The following is a 15,058-nucleotide window of genomic DNA, read 5'->3' as shown; positions in this document are numbered from 1 at the left end:
AAAGGGGCACCGGTGACCGACCGACAGGACCCGTACGGGCCGCAGGACCCGTACACCCCCGACCCGTACGCCCATGAACGGCGGCAGGGCCGGCAGGAGTACACCTACGACGCGTACGGCCAGCCGGTGCACCAGGACACCGCACCCGGCCAGGAACCGCACCACGACCCGTACGGGCGCCCCGCCGCCCCGTACGGCGACCCGTCGTCCTACGGCCACGACCCCTACGGGGGCCAGGGCCACGGCTACGACGGCCACACCCAGGGCTACGACCCCTACGGGACCCCGGCCCCCGGCGGCGCCCCGCAGCAGAACTGGGTCCCGCAGCAGGCCCCCCGCCCCTCCTACGAGCAGCCGTCCTACGCGCCGTCCGGCTACGAGCCGTCGTACGGGCAGTCCGGCTACGGCCAGGAGACGTACGGCGGTGCCCCCTACGGGGAGCAGCCCTACGGCGGGCAGCAGCAGTACGGCGCGCAGGGCTACGCACAGCCCGGTTACGCCGACCCCACCCCGTCCGGGCACCGCACCGTGGAGGAGGCGCCGCGGGGCTACCCCGAGGAGCCGCCGCACCACCACGAGCAGCCGCCGCGCCCGCCGGAGCAGCGCCGCCCGGCCGAGGACGCGGGCCCGGCGGACGGACCCGGGCCGTCCGCGTCCGGCGCCGACCGGGGCCCGGAGTACCAGACGGAGCAGTTCGCGTTCATCGAGGAGCCCGACGAGGACTCCGAGGACGTCATCGACTGGCTGAAGTTCACCGAGAGCCGCACCGAGCGCCGCGAGGAGGCCAAGCGCCGGGGCCGCAGCCGCCGCGTACTGCTCGTGGTGCTGCTCGTGCTGCTGGTGGCGGGCGGCACCGGCTACCTCTGGTGGGCCGGGAAGCTGCCGGGGCTCAGCGGCCCGGGCGGCACCGCCGCGGAGGCGGGCGCGGGGCAGAAGCGCGACGTCCTCGTCGTCCACCTCCGCGACACCCGCACCGGCGACAGCTCCACCGCCCTGCTGGTCGACAACGAGACCACCGGCAAGGGCACCACCGTCCTGCTGCCGAACAACCTCATCCTCACCCAGGACGACGGCAACGCCACCACGCTCGGCAAGTCCGTCAAGGACGACGGCACCGAGCCCACCCGGGACGCCCTGGGCACCCTGCTGGGCGCCGACCTCAAGGCGTCCTGGCGGCTCGACACCCCGTATCTGGAGAACCTCGTCGAGACCGTCGGCGGCGTCTCCGTCGACACCGACACCACCGTCCCCGGGGCGAAGAAGGGCGACTCACCCCTGGTCAAGCCGGGCCACGAGCGTCTCCTCAACGGCCAGTCCGCGGTCGCCTACGCCACCTACCGCGGTCCCGGCGAGACCCAGGACAGGCAGCTCAAGCGGTTCGGCCAGGTCATGCAGGCCACGCTGAAGAAGGTCTCCAGCGACGCCGACGGCGCCACCGCCACCGTGAAGTCGCTGCTCCAGGTGCTCGACCCGCCGCTCACCGAGGCGCAGCTGGGCAGCTCGCTGGCGGTCCGCGCCGAGCTGGCGAAGACCGGTGCCTACAACACGCTCCTGCTGCCGGTGCAGGCCAACGGCACCCTGGGCCCGGACGCGGCCGGCTCCGTCGTCAAGAACGTCCTCGGCGGCACGGTCAAGAAGACCGATCCGAACGGCACCCCGCGGGTCTCCGTACGCAACGCCACCGGCAACGCCAAGGCCGCCCCCAAGGCACAGGCGGCGCTGGTCAACGGCGGCTACACCTACGTCAGCGGCGGCACCGCGGACGCCGCCCAGGCCGCCTCGCAGGTCACGTACGAGGACGCCGCGGACCACGGCAGGGCGGCGGAGGTCGCCAAGACGCTGGGCCTGCCGGACGGCGCGGTCCGCAAGGCGCACGGCGCCGCCAACGCGGACATCACGGTCGTCCTGGGACAGGACTACCGGGGCTGACCTGCGCGGAGAGGGCCGGGCACCTGCTACTTGAGCAGGTGCCCGGCCCTCCTGCGTACGGGTCCGGGGCCGCGGTGTCCGGGTGACGAAAATCCCCGGCCGGTGTGTCGGTGGTCCGTGAGACCCTTGAAAAGAATCCGAAGCCGTTCGAACCGCCCGCTCGGGCGGTGGTGCCGTGGGCCGTGTGCCCGGGGCAGGGCGGCCCGTCCCCGACCCGAAAGCCGCTTGTGACCGCCACGGACCGTTCCATCGAGCTCATCAACGCCGCCGCCCAGGCGGCCGCCGACAAGCTCGCGCACGACATCATCGCGTACGACGTCAGCGACGTCCTCTCGATCACCGACGCCTTCCTGCTGGCCTCGGCGCCCAACGACCGCCAGGTCAAGTCGATCGTCGACGAGATCGAGGAGCGCCTCAACAAGGAGCTCGGCGCCAAGCCGGTCCGCCGCGAGGGCGACCGCGAGGCCCGCTGGGTCCTCCTCGACTACGTCGACATCGTCGTCCACGTCCAGCACAGCGAGGAGCGCGTCTTCTACGCGCTGGAGCGCCTGTGGAAGGACTGCCCCGAGATCGAGCTTCCCGAGGACGCCAAGGCGACCCGCGGCAAGGCCGCCGAGCACGCCGAGGCCACGGCGGGCGAGGCAGAGGGAGCGGGCAACTGAACGGCACCCCCGCGGGCCGCGGCCGCCGCATCGTCCTGTGGCGCCACGGCCAGACCGCCTGGAACCTGGAGCGCCGCTTCCAGGGCTCCACGGACATCGAGCTGACGGCGGCGGGCCGGGAGCAGGCCCGGCGCGCCGCACGGCTGCTCGCGGCCCTGGGCCCGGACGCCATCGTCGCCTCCGACCTGCGCCGGGCCGCGGCGACCGCCGGTGAGCTGGCGGCCCTGACCGGGCTCGGGGTGGCGCACGACGCCGCGCTGCGGGAGACGTACGCCGGCGCCTGGCAGGGGCTGACGCACGAGGAGATCATCGCGCGGTACGGCGAGCAGTACGCCGCGTGGAAGCGCGGTGAGCCGGTGCGGCGCGGCGGCGGTGAGCTGGAGACCGAGGTCGCCGACCGGGCCGCCCCGGTGGTCCTGGAGCACGCCGGGAAGCTGCCCGACGACGGCACCCTCGTCGTCGTCAGCCACGGCGGCACCATCCGCACCACCATCGGCCGGCTGCTCGGCCTGGAGGCGCACCACTGGGAGGGGCTCGGCGGTCTGTCGAACTGCTGCTGGTCGGTGCTGGGCGAGGGCGCGCGCGGCTGGCGGCTGCTGGAGCACAACGCCGGCACCCTCCCGGAGCCGGTGCTCGGCGACGACACCTGAGCCGCCCGCGGAGCGCCCCGCGGACCCGGATTTCACATCCGGGCAGGTCGCAGGCTAAAGTTCTTCTTGTTCGCGGCGCCGCCGGGGGAAACCCGGAGGGGCGGAACAAGACCCGGGGCTATAGCTCAGTTGGTAGAGCGCCTGCATGGCATGCAGGAGGTCAGGAGTTCAATTCTCCTTAGCTCCACAACCCGGATGATCCCGTCTCACGGATTCCAGTCCCGCACTGGATCGCGCGAGGCGGGATCATTGCTGTATCTGCGGCGTCGTCGGGACGGGCCCGGGGCCGGACGGTTCGGCGCCGGTGGCGCGGGCAGATTCGGTGCGCGGGCCGTCGCGTCCGGGTCCGCGCCGTGACCAGGCCGTCCCGCCGGGTGGGCCGTGGCAGAATCGGACGGCCGGCAGGGGAGGAGAGGACGCGATGCCCAGGAGCATCCTCGGGAAGGTCGCCGACCTGCCCGGCGCCGCCGGGCCGTCGTGCCCGCACCGGCTGCCGGACGCCGTCCCCCCGCGCGGTGCGACCCCGTCGTTGCAGTGCCCCACCTGCGGCTCCGCCCGGGTGGCGCAGATGCTCGGTGACAACGGCGGCGTCTCTTTCGTCTGTACGTCCTGCGGCCACAGTTGGAGCTGACCGATGGGAGCCCACAGCAGGAAATGCGACTGGTGCGGCAGCGGTACGCCGATCGTCCGTGACATGGAACCGCTCAACTCCGCGTTCCAGTACTGGTGCGAGGAGTGCGCCCGCGCACTGGTCATCAAGGGCGACCCGATCGAGACCTACCGCGAGCTGGACGGTGAGCCGATCTACGGCCGCCTCCTCGACGAACACTGCACGCTGAAGCGTTTCTACTCCTTCGCCACGGCCTGAGCGCGGCCGCGGCCCCGGTCTGCCGATCGCCGTACGCACGGCCCCGCCTGACGTCGCGTGAGCCGGAGCCCGGACCGTACGGCGTCACGTCACCTCAGGGGCGGCGCGTACGGCTCCGGGCTACGCCTGCGGGCCGCGCCCCGTCCGGCGCAGCCGCAGCGCGCACAGCGCCAGCAGGCCGATCCCGGCGAGCGGATAGACGTCGGAGAGCAGCAGCTGGAGCGGGTTCTGGTGCAGCTCCTCGTGGCGGTGCCAGGCGTGCGGCACCCACCACAGCGCGAAGCTGGCGAACAGCAGGGCCGGTGCGGCCGTCGCCGCCCACCACCACCGCCGCGCCGCGCCGCCGGTGCGGGCCAGCGCCTCGGAGCCGAGCAGGATCAGCGCCGGTACGCACCACACCCAGTGGTGCGACCAGGAGACCGGGCTGATCAGCAGGGCCGTCACCGCGCAGCTGACGGCGGCCCAGGCGCGGTCGCCGCGCAGCAGCGCACCGGTCGCGAGGGCCAGCCCCGCGGCGACCGTCAGGGCGGCGGCCACCGGCCAGACGCCGCCCGGGTCCTGGGTGTGCAGCAGCCGCGCGAGGGCGCCGCGCAGCGACTGGTTCGCGGTGATCTCGACGTCGCCGACGCGGTCCGCGGCGAAGACGATCTCGGTCCAGAAGCGGTGCGCATCGCGCGGCAGCACGAGCGCCGACAGTCCGGCGGTGGCGAGGAACGTCACGGTGGCCACCGCCGCCTGGCACAGCCAGGGCACCCGCAGCGCGGTACGGAGCGGGGCGCCGCCGCGCAGCAGCCGGACGGCGCGTACCGCCCCGGCGAGCGCGAGGAAGACGGCGAACAGTGCGGGCGTGAGCTTGATCCCCGCCGCGATGCCGATGCCGATCCCGGCCCAGCGGTTGCCGTCCCGGCGGGTCAGGTCCCACAGCACGAGCACTGCGAGCAGCAGATTGATCTGCCCGTAGCGCAGGGTCGTCCACACCGGCTCGCACCAGACCAGCAGTGCGGAGAGCGCGAGCGTCGCGGCCGGGCGCGGCAGCCGGTGCGGGCGGCCGACCAGCCGCAGCGAGAGATGGACGACGGCCACCAGCAGCAGGAGGTTGCCGGCCGTGGCCAGGGTGCGCATGGTGCCCACGCCGACCAGCGTCAGCGGGGTGAACAGCAGCGCGGCGAACGGCGGGTAGGTGTTGGGCAGGTGCGCGGAGGTGGCGACCATGTCGTAGAGGTCCGCGCCGGTGCGCGCGGTCCAGCCCTCCGCGCGGTAGACCATGAGGTCGATCATGGTGACGTGCGCCAGCCGCTGGGCGGTCCAGAACGCCGCGAACGAGACGAGGCAGCCGACCGCGGCCCACCGGACCGCACGGCGTCCCGGCGCCCCCGTCAGCGGGGCGCGGCCGCCGGAATCGGTGGACTGTTCCAGCTCCGGCGCGGTCACGGCGTACGGCTCCCCAGGACGAATCGGGCACGGTCCGCCGACAGTACCCCGGGCCGTTCCAGGCGCTGGAGCAGGAGCGATTTGGCAGAAGCCCGGGGGAGCCGTGTAATGTAGTCGATGTCGCCGCGGGAGACCGCAGCGGAGAAGACCTGGGGCTATAGCTCAGTTGGTAGAGCGCCTGCATGGCATGCAGGAGGTCAGGAGTTCAATTCTCCTTAGCTCCACAGGAATCAGAGCGGGCCGTCCGAAAGGGCGGCCCGCTCTTGTTGTATGCCCGTTTCGCCACGTGGTCGCCGTGTGTGGTGTGCGCCATGGGGCGGGCGTTCCGCGGCGGGTGTGACGTACGGCATGGCGGCGGGCGTGGGGGAGCGGGGCGCCGGTGGGGCGGTGTTCCGCGCCGCGCGTGGTGGCCTCCCGGGCGACCGGTTCGCCCCACCGTACTCTGACGTCTGCTCACCTTCCGCCCGCTTTCCACCTCTTGTCGTCCGCGGCCGCTTTCGTTCCCTTCCGCATCCCGCCCATTCCTTGCCGCTTCTTGCCGTTCCTTGGGGTCTTCTTGGCGTACCCATGCCCCTGACGTGAACATTTCACCGAAAGAGTGACGCATCGCGTGCATGTCACCTCCCTTGTCCCATGCCGCACGCGAGGCACCGGACGCCGGTGTACGGCGGCGCGCACGGCGGGCCGTCGTCGCGGAGCCGGTCGCGGTGCCACCGTCAGCACCTACCGCACCGTCACCACAGGGGGTTCCATGAGATCGAGCCGCAGCAGAGCCGGGCGGGCGCGTACCGCGACGGCGTGGGCGGCCGCCCTGCCGCTGATCGCCGGGGCGCTCGCGCTCGGCGCGCCCGCCGCCGACGCCGCAGGCCACGACGGCGGACGGCATGAGCTCCGCGGCACCAAACCGGCGTGGGCGACCCAGCAGTCCGACCGCGGTGACACCGCCGCGGACACCGGCATCACCGCCCGCGTCTACCTCGCGGGCCGGGACGCCGACGGGCTCGCCGCGTACGCCAGGGCGGTCTCCGACCCGCACTCCGCCCACTACGGGAAGTACCTGACCGCCGCCCAGGTGAAGGCGCGCTACGGCGCCACCCGGCAGCAGATCGACGCCGTGCGTGACTGGCTCCGCGGCGCCGGGCTCAAGGTCACCGGGGCGGGTGGCCGCTACCTCACCGTCCACGGTCCGGCCTCGGCCGCGGAGCGCGCCTTCGCCACCGACCTGCACAACTACCGCAAGGACGGCCACACTTACCACGCCCCCTCGGCCACCGCCTCCGCCCCCGCCTCGCTGGGCGGCGCCGTGCTGACCGTCACCGGCCTGGACAACGCGCCCAAGATGGCCCGGCACCACTCCACCGAGCTGCCCCAGCCGCCCGCCGTCTTCCGCAACGCCGGCCCGTTCTCCACGTACCACGGCTCCCGGACCGCCAAGGACCTGCCGGGCGCCTACGGGACCAAGGCGCCGTACGCGGTCAAGGGCTACACCGGCAAGCAGCTGCGCGCCGCCTACGGGGCGGGGAAGTGGACCGGCAAGGGCGTCACCGTCGCGATCACCGACGCCTACGCCTCGCCGACCATCGCCGCCGACGCCGCCCACTACGCGGCCCGCAACGGCGACGCCGGGTACCGCCCGGGCCAGCTCTCGCAGGTGCTGCCCGAGGACTACCACCACATCGAGGAGTGCGGCGCCTCCGGCTGGTACGGCGAGGAGACCCTCGACGTCGAGGCCGTGCACGCCGTCGCGCCCGCCGCCGACATCGTCTACGCCGGGGCCGCCTCCTGCATGGACGACGACCTGCTCGACACCCTCGGCCGGGTCGTCGACGGCCGTCTCGCCGACATCGTCTCCAACTCCTGGGGCGACCTGGAGGCCAACGAGACCCCGGACGTGGCTGCCGCCTACGACCAGGTCTTCCAGCAGGGCGCGGTCGAGGGCATCGGCTTCTACTTCTCCTCCGGTGACAACGGCGACGAGGTCGACAACACCGGCACCAAGCAGGTCGACACCCCGGCGAACTCCGCGTGGGTCACCGCCGTCGGCGGCACCGCACTCGCCGTCGGCAAGCACGACACGTACCAGTGGGAGACCGGCTGGGGCACCCGCAAGGCGGTGCTGTCCAAGGACGGCGCAAGCTGGGACGGCTTCCCCGGCGCGTTCAGCGGGGGCGCCGGCGGTGGCACCAGCAAGACCGTCGCGCAGCCCTTCTACCAGCGCGGAGTCGTCCCCGACGGGCTCGCGCAGGCGGGCGGCGGCAAGGCCATGCGCACCGTCCCGGACATCGCCGCGGTCGCCGATCCCAACACCGGCTTCCTGGTGGGGCAGACCCAGACCCTGCCCGGTGGCAAGCAGGGCTACGACGAGTACCGTATCGGCGGCACCTCGCTCGCCGCACCCGTGATCGCCGGTATCCAGGCGCTCGCCCAGCAGGCCCGGCACGGCATCCCGATCGGCTTCGCCAACCCCGCGATCTACCAGCGGTACGGCACCCCGGTCTACCACGACGTCACCGACCACCCGCTCGGCGCGGGCCGCGGCCTGGCGGTCGTCCGGACCGACTACGTCAACGGCGTCGACGCCTCCAAGGGCACCACGACCTCGCTGCGCAGCCTGGGCCAGGACAGCTCCCTGAGCGCCCGCCCCGGCTACGACGACGTCACCGGTGTCGGCTCCCCGGCGAACGGCTACGTCGAGTCGTACCGGCACTGACCCCTGGGTCGGCGCGCCCCTGAATTCCGGGGGCGCGCGGGCCGGGGCCCGCGCCGGTGGGGAATCCTCGACGCGGGCCCCGAGCCCCCTGCGGTACCCTGGCGCCATGCGTGCCGTACGCCTTCTGCTTAGCGGGCCGCGCTGATCAGTACCGACCGGGCCACCCACGGTGGCCGTCCGGGTCGGCATCGGCGCGGCGTCCCCTCCTGTGCGAGGGGTCTTTTTGTTTCCGCAGCAACCGTGTCCGCGGCAGCCGCAGGCAGAGACGATCGATGGAGCTTGAAGAGATGAGCGAGACGACCACCTCCCCCGCCGGTGAGGGCGCACCCGAGGCGGCCCCGCACCGCTACACCGCCGCGCTGGCCGCGGACATCGAGGCACGCTGGCAGGACTTCTGGGAGGCCGAGGGCACCTACGAGGCGCCCAACCCGAGCGGCGACCTGGCCGGCGACGCCGCCGTCGTCGCCCGCCCCAAGAAGTTCATCATGGACATGTTCCCGTACCCCTCGGGCGCGGGCCTGCACGTCGGCCACCCGCTGGGCTTCATCGCCACCGACGTCTACGCCCGCCACCAGCGCATGACGGGCCACAACGTCCTGCACACCCTGGGCTTCGACGCCTTCGGCCTGCCCGCCGAGCAGTACGCCGTGCAGACCGGCACCCACCCGCGGGTCTCCACCGAGGCCAACATCGTCAACATGCGGCGCCAGCTGCGCCGCCTGGGCCTGGGCCACGACCAGCGCCGTTCGGTCGAGACGATCGACCCGGCGTACTACAAGTGGACCCAGTGGATCTTCCGGCAGATCTTCAACTCCTGGTACGACCCGGAGGCCGACAAGGCGCGCCCCATCGACACCCTGGTCGCGCAGTTCGAGGCCGGCACCCGGCCCACCCCCGACGGCCGCCCCTGGGGCGAGCTGTCCGCCAACGAGCGCGCCGACATCCTGGGCGAGTACCGCCTGGCGTACGCCTCGGACGCGCCGGTCAACTGGTGCCCCGGCCTGGGCACCGTGCTGGCCAACGAGGAGGTCACCGCCGAGGGCCGCTCCGAGCGCGGCAACTTCCCGGTCTTCAAGTCCAAGCTGCGCCAGTGGAACATGCGCATCACCGCCTACGGTGACCGCCTGCTGAACGACCTGGACGGCCTGGACTGGCCCGAGGCGATCAAGCTGCAGCAGCGCAACTGGATCGGCCGCTCCGAGGGCGCCCGGGTCGACTTCCCCGCCGCGGGGCGCACGATCACCGTCTTCACCACCCGCCAGGACACCCTGTTCGGCGCGACGTACATGGTGCTGGCCCCCGAGCACGAGCTGATCGCCGACGGCTCCCTGGTGCCGGACGCCTGGCCCGAGGGCACCCACGACGTCTGGACCGGCGGCCACGCCACCCCGGCCGAGGCCGTCGCGGCCTACCGCAAGCAGGCGGCGAGCAAGTCAGACGTCGAGCGGCAGGCCGAGGCCAAGGACAAGACCGGCGTCTTCACCGGCATCCACGCCACCAACCCGGTCAGCGGCGAGCAGATCCCGGTCTTCATCGCCGACTACGTGCTGATGGGCTACGGCACCGGCGCGATCATGGCGGTCCCGGCGCACGACAGCCGCGACTTCGCCTTCGCGCGCGCCTTCGAGCTGCCGATGCGCTGCGTCGTCCAGCCCTCCGACGACCGCGGCACCGACACCACCACCTGGGACGACGCGTTCTCCTCGTACGAGGCGAAGCTGGTCAACTCCGCCAACGACACGATCAGCCTGGACGGGCTGGGCGTCACCGAGGCCAAGGCGAAGATCACCGACTGGCTGGCCGCCGAGGGCATCGGCGAGGGCACCGTCAATTTCCGGCTGCGCGACTGGCTGTTCAGCCGCCAGCGCTACTGGGGCGAGCCGTTCCCGATCGTCTACGACGAGGACGGCGTCGCGCATGCGCTGCCCGAGTCGATGCTGCCCCTGGAGCTGCCGGAGGTCGAGGACTACTCCCCGCGCACCTTTGACCCGGACGACGCCGACACCTCCCCGGAGACCCCGCTCTCCCGCAACGAGGACTGGGTCCACGTCGAACTGGACCTGGGCGACGGCCGCGGCGTGCAGCGCTACCGCCGCGAGACCAACACCATGCCCAACTGGGCAGGTTCGTGCTGGTACGAGATGCGCTACCTGGACCCGCACAACGACAGCGCGCTGGTCGCCCCGGACATCGAGCAGTACTGGATGGGCCCGCGCGAGGGGCAGCCCCACGGGGGCGTCGACCTGTACGTGGGCGGCGCCGAGCACGCCGTGCTGCACCTGCTGTACGCCCGTTTCTGGTCGAAGATCCTGTTCGACCTGGGGCACGTCTCGTCCTCCGAGCCGTTCCACAAGCTGTACAACCAGGGCATGATCCAGGCGTTCGTCTACCGCGACAAGCGCGGCATCGCCGTCCCGGCGGCCGAGGTCGAGGAGCGCGACGGCGGCTACTTCCACCAGGGCGAGAAGGTCAGCCGCGTCCTGGGCAAGATGGGCAAGTCCCTGAAGAACGCCGTCACGCCGGACGAGATCTGCGCCGAGTACGGTGCGGACACGCTGCGCCTGTACGAGATGGCGATGGGCCCGCTGGACGTGTCCCGCCCCTGGGACACCCGCGCCGTCGTCGGCCAGTACCGCCTGCTGCAGCGGCTGTGGCGCAACGTCGTCGACGAGTCGACCGGTGAGGTCACCGTCGTCGACGCGGAGCCGGACGAGGCGACGCTGCGGGCGCTGCACAAGGCGATCGACGGTGTCACCCAGGACATGGCGAACCTGCGGTTCAACACCGCCATCGCCAAGGTCACGGAGCTGAACAACCACCTGACGAAGACGGCGGGCCCGGTGGCGCGCAGTGTCGCCGAGCGCCTGGTGTTGCTGATCGCGCCGCTGGCGCCGCACATCGCCGAGGAGCTGTGGCGCAAGCTGGGCCACACCGACTCGGTGGTGCACGCCGACTTCCCGGTGGCCGACCCGGCGTATGTCGTCGATGAGACGGTGACCTGCGTCGTTCAGCTGAAGGGCAAGGTCAAGGCCCGTCTGGAGGTCGCCCCGACGATCTCCGACGCGGACCTGGAGGCGGCGGCGCTGGCCGAGCCCGCGGTGGTCGCGGCACTGGGCGGCGCGGGTATCCGCAAGGTGATCGTCCGCGCGCCGAAGCTGGTCAACATCGTGCCTGCGTGATGCGGCGCGGCCGGTTCCGGCCGGGGTTCTAGGGGGTTTCCCCTACGGGCAGGTTGGGGGTTCCGTCAGGGCCCGCAACCTGCCCGATCCGTTTACGGTGGAGGGACGGGCGCGGGTGACCGACCGGCGCCGAGACCGATCCGGGAGAGCCCATGGAAGCCGCCATCGCCATCGTGGGGCTGCTCTTCCTGCTGTTCGTCGTCACGGGGGTCTTCGTGACCGTCAAGGCGGTCCAGGTGACCAAGCGCGGTGTGGACCGCACGGTCGCCCAGGCCCGCCGGACGGTCGAGGACACCGGCCTGCGGGCGCGGCAGCTGGCCAAGCCCGGTGTCCCGGGCGAGCTGGCGCAGCTGCGGCTGTCCCTGCGCACGTCGATGCGGGCGACCCAGGAGGCGCTGCGTGGCGGCGTGGCCGAGGACGCGTCGCTGCGCGAGGCGCTCGGCCTCTTCGACCGCCTGAGCACCCACGGCCGCGCGCTCGACGACGAGCTCAGGCGTCTGGAGCGCGAGCCCGACCGCGCCACCACGGCCGCCCGCCTGCCCGAGCTGCGCGAACGCCTGGAGCGCATCACCCGCTCGGCGGAGTCGCTGCGCTGGGCGGCGCGCGATCGGCAGCGGAAGTTCGCCGAGGACGACCTGTCGGCGCTGAGCGAGCAGATCGACGTCGAATCGGGCGCGCTGCGGCACTGGACCCCCGCCTCGGACGACGCCGTGGGCAGCGGTTCCACCGAGGCTCCGGGCCGGCCGTCCGCCGCCCGGCCGTCCGCCTCCCCGGAGCCGGGGGCGGAGCAGCCGCAGGCGATATCTGCCGCGGATCCGCGCCGCCGCTCCGCGTACTCCTGGCAGCAGATGCCCTCCTGGCAGAAGTCGCCGGGGCCGGAGCGGGCCGGCTGAGACCGGGGCGCTGACGGGCCGGGGCGGGGCGCTGTACGGACGCGTCCGCCCCGCGCAGGCCGGGCGGTCGGAGCGGGAGAGCCCGTGACCGGGTGCGGAACGGCCCCGCACTGTCGGCTGCCGGTCCTCCCCCGATAACCTCCCCTTCATGTCCCGCCATGTCGCCATCGTCACCGATTCCACGGCCTACCTGCCGCCGGTGGCACTGCAGCGCCACCGCATCACGGCCGTCCCGCTGACCGTCGTCCTGGGGGACCAGGCCCTGGAGGAGGGCACCGAGATCTCCGCGAGATCCGTCGCCCAGGCACTGCAGAAGCGCCGGCCGGTGACCACCTCGCGCCCCGCCCCGACGACCTTCGCGGACACCTACCGCAAGGTCGCCGCCGCCGGTGCCACCGAGATCGTCTCGCTGCACCTGTCCTCCGAGTTCTCCGGCACCTACGACGCCGCGGTGCTGGCCGCCCGGCACTCGCCGGTACCCGTAAGGGTCGTGGACACCGGCATGGTCGCGATGGCCCTCGGCTTCTGCGCCCTGGCGGCGGCCGAGACCGCCGAGGCCGGTGGCGACGCCGACGCCGCGGTCGCCGCGGCCGAGCGCCGCGCCGCCGCGACCTCCGCCTACTTCTACGTCGACACCCTCGACTACCTGCGCCGCGGCGGCCGCATCGGTGCCGCACAGGCCCTCCTCGGCTCCGCCCTCGCCGTCAAGCCCCTGTTGCAGCTGACCGACGGCCGCATCGAACTCCTCGAAAAGGTCCGTACGGCGTCCAAGGCCATCGCCCGGCTGGAGGAGATCGCCGCGGAGCGGGCGGGCGAGGGCGAGGCCGACATCGCCGTGCACCACCTCGCCGCCGCGGAGCGCGCGGACGCCCTCGCCACCCGCCTGCGCGAACGCGTACCGGGCCTGCACGAGCTCCATGTCAGCGAGGTCGGCGCGGTGATCGGCGCCCACACCGGACCGGGGTTGCTGGGAGTCGTGGTCGCGCCGCGGTAGGGCTGTCGCCCGCCGCGGCGGGCGATGCGGCTAGGGGCGGGGCTCATGATTACATCGGGTAGCCGGGCCTGGTGGCGGGGGGCACCCCTCCGGGTGGTGCGGTTATCCACAAGTCGCCGGTTATCCACGGGATTTGACGCGCCTCGGCACGGCTGGCGCGTGCGGCCTACCGTCGGTCGGTATGAGCAGAGAGTCACGTTCGGTTGGTGGGGGGTCCCGCCTTGGCGAGGTGGGCGGCGGTTCCGGTGCCGATGTCCTGGAGGTCTCGGGCGCGGGTCGCGACCCGTCCTCGGCACGGAGCGGTGGCCGTACGAGGCGGCGGGCCGAGCGCCGTGCCACGGGATCGGCGGCGGTACGGGCACGGGCGGCCGTCCTCTTCGGCGTGGGGGCGGGGACGGAGCACGATCACGGGGGCGCGGGGTGGGATGCGGGGCCGGTGCCGGGTTCTGCCTCCGGCCGGCGGCGGGAGGAGGGAGCCGGGCCTGATCAGGGGAGGCCGGGGCCGCTTGCGGCCGAGGCGACGGAGCCCGGCGGCAGGGCTCCCGGGACGGGGCGCAGGGCGAGCGCCGGCTCCGGTGACTCCGGCCGTACGGAGAGCCCCGAGCCCGCCCTCGGCGGTACGGCGAATCCGCCGCGTGAGGCTTTCTCGGATGCGGGCCTCGGCGCCGGGCTGCGCCGCTCGTTGAGCTCCGGCCCTGCCCCCGGTGACGAGACAGGCCCGTCGCCCGAGGCGTCTCCGGAGTCCGGCCCTGCCGAGGGGCGGGGCCACACGGCGCGCCCGGGTCCGCCGCCCGACCCCGGGCAGCAGGCGGACCCGCCCCGTAAGGCATCCCCGGAGCCCGCCCCTGACCCGGCCCCGAAGCGGACCTCAAGTCCTCGCCCCAAGACCCCCGACCTCCGCCACACTCCCACCCCGCACAGCGCCCCCGGTCCTCCCGTCCTGACCCGTCGGGCGCGGGTGCGGCTGGCCGTGGGGGAGCGGTTACCCCTCTGGATGCAGACGCGGTTCGGTACGGAGCCGAAGGCGTTGGCGGCGCTCGGGGTGGTGCTGGTGGTGGCGCTCGTCCTGGCGGCGCAGCACTTCTGGTCCGGCGAGCCGGAGCCGGTGCGGGCCCCGGCGGCGGCGCGGGCGGTGCCGGGGCCCGGCCCGTCGCCGGGGCAGGGGCCGTCAGGTGCCGCTCCCGCGCCCGGGGCGAGCGCGAGCGGCGCGGGCCGTCAGCTGATGGTCGACGTGGTGGGCAAGGTCGAGCACCCCGGGGTGCGCCGACTGCCGGCGGGGGCGCGGGTGATGGACGCGCTGGCCGCGGCCGGCGGGGTGCTGCACGGAGCGGACACCCAGGGGTTGAACCGCGCCCGGTTGCTGGTGGACGGCGAGCAGATCGTCGTCGGCAAGGCGGGCAGCGCGGCGGGCCCGGGCGGTGGTGCGAACGGGCCGCCCGGCGCGGCCTCGGCCGGTGCCGCGGGCGGGCTCGGCGGGCCGGGTGCCGCCGCGCCCGGGCAGCCGGTGAGCCTCAACTCCGCGACCGTGGAGCAGCTCGACACCCTGCCCGGCGTCGGCCCCGTACTGGCACAGCACATCGTCGAATTCCGCACCCGGCACGGCGGGTTCACCTCGGTGAACCAGTTGCGTGAGGTGACCGGGATCGGCGACCGCAAGTTCGCCGACCTGCAACCCCTGGTGCAGCCATGAGCACCGGGAACCGGACCGTCCACGCGACGGCCGACTCCGCTCCCGGAGCCGC

11 protein-coding genes and 2 tRNA genes are annotated in these 15,058 nt (G+C 73.5%); 12 read left to right on the top strand and 1 reads right to left on the bottom strand.

Annotated elements, in window-relative coordinates:
• Positions 1–12: 12 nt before the first annotated feature.
• The 6 genes from ACZ4U4_RS24785 to ACZ4U4_RS24760 all read left to right on the top strand — a co-directional run bounded on the left by ACZ4U4_RS24785 (position 13) and on the right by ACZ4U4_RS24760 (position 4,109).
• Entirely contained in the window at positions 13–1,929 is a 1,917-nt protein-coding gene (locus ACZ4U4_RS24785) for an LCP family protein (RefSeq protein ID WP_467878214.1), read from the top strand.
• Between the two features lie 227 nt (positions 1,930–2,156).
• The gene (gene rsfS, locus ACZ4U4_RS24780) at positions 2,157–2,591 is read left to right on the top strand and encodes a ribosome silencing factor (protein WP_467878212.1); all 435 of its coding nucleotides are present in this window, start codon (positions 2,157–2,159) and stop codon (positions 2,589–2,591) included.
• Entirely contained in the window at positions 2,588–3,241 is a 654-nt protein-coding gene (locus tag ACZ4U4_RS24775) for a histidine phosphatase family protein (RefSeq protein WP_467878361.1), read from the top strand. Before rsfS ends, ACZ4U4_RS24775 begins: the two co-directional genes overlap by 4 nt.
• A 114-nt stretch (positions 3,242–3,355) precedes the next feature.
• Positions 3,356–3,428 (top strand) — tRNA-Ala (locus ACZ4U4_RS24770).
• A gap of 234 nt (positions 3,429–3,662) precedes the next feature.
• On the top strand, positions 3,663–3,872 hold the full coding sequence (locus ACZ4U4_RS24765; RefSeq protein ID WP_467878209.1) for a hypothetical protein: 210 nt from the start codon (positions 3,663–3,665) through the stop codon (positions 3,870–3,872).
• A 3-nt stretch (positions 3,873–3,875) separates the two neighbouring features.
• A complete protein-coding gene (locus tag ACZ4U4_RS24760; protein WP_030283838.1) occupies positions 3,876–4,109 on the top strand; it encodes a hypothetical protein in 234 nt (77 codons plus the stop codon).
• Positions 4,110–4,229: 120 nt separating this feature from the next.
• On the opposite strand, the gene ACZ4U4_RS24755 is transcribed toward ACZ4U4_RS24760, so the two are convergent.
• On the bottom strand, positions 4,230–5,540 hold the full coding sequence (locus ACZ4U4_RS24755; protein WP_467878206.1) for a glycosyltransferase 87 family protein: 1,311 nt from the start codon (positions 5,538–5,540) through the stop codon (positions 4,230–4,232).
• Between the two features lie 151 nt (positions 5,541–5,691).
• Between ACZ4U4_RS24755 and ACZ4U4_RS24750 the strand changes: the two genes are divergently transcribed.
• The 6 genes from ACZ4U4_RS24750 to ACZ4U4_RS24725 all read left to right on the top strand — a co-directional run bounded on the left by ACZ4U4_RS24750 (position 5,692) and on the right by ACZ4U4_RS24725 (position 15,006).
• A tRNA-Ala gene (locus tag ACZ4U4_RS24750) sits at positions 5,692–5,764 on the top strand.
• A gap of 527 nt (positions 5,765–6,291) precedes the next feature.
• Complete coding sequence (locus ACZ4U4_RS24745) at positions 6,292–8,250, top strand: S53 family peptidase (RefSeq protein WP_467878203.1); 1,959 nt, start codon at positions 6,292–6,294, stop codon at positions 8,248–8,250.
• Between the two features lie 287 nt (positions 8,251–8,537).
• The gene (leuS, locus tag ACZ4U4_RS24740; RefSeq protein ID WP_467878201.1) at positions 8,538–11,429 is read left to right on the top strand and encodes a leucine--tRNA ligase; all 2,892 of its coding nucleotides are present in this window, start codon (positions 8,538–8,540) and stop codon (positions 11,427–11,429) included.
• Between the two features lie 152 nt (positions 11,430–11,581).
• Positions 11,582–12,322 carry a hypothetical protein gene (locus ACZ4U4_RS24735; RefSeq protein ID WP_467878199.1) on the top strand — a complete coding sequence of 247 codons (741 nt, stop codon included), beginning with the start codon at positions 11,582–11,584 and terminating at the stop codon, positions 12,320–12,322.
• Between the two features lie 148 nt (positions 12,323–12,470).
• Positions 12,471–13,316, top strand: coding sequence for a DegV family protein (locus ACZ4U4_RS24730; RefSeq protein ID WP_467878197.1), 846 nt, complete (start codon positions 12,471–12,473; stop codon positions 13,314–13,316).
• A 994-nt stretch (positions 13,317–14,310) separates the two neighbouring features.
• Positions 14,311–15,006 carry a ComEA family DNA-binding protein gene (locus tag ACZ4U4_RS24725; RefSeq protein WP_467878195.1) on the top strand — a complete coding sequence of 232 codons (696 nt, stop codon included), beginning with the start codon at positions 14,311–14,313 and terminating at the stop codon, positions 15,004–15,006.
• The last annotated feature ends 52 nt before the right edge of the window (positions 15,007–15,058 follow it).

Source organism: Streptomyces sp. NPDC029159, assembly GCF_055564055.1.
Note: the sequence above shows the minus strand (reverse complement) of the source record. Positions and strands in the feature narration are given on the sequence as shown.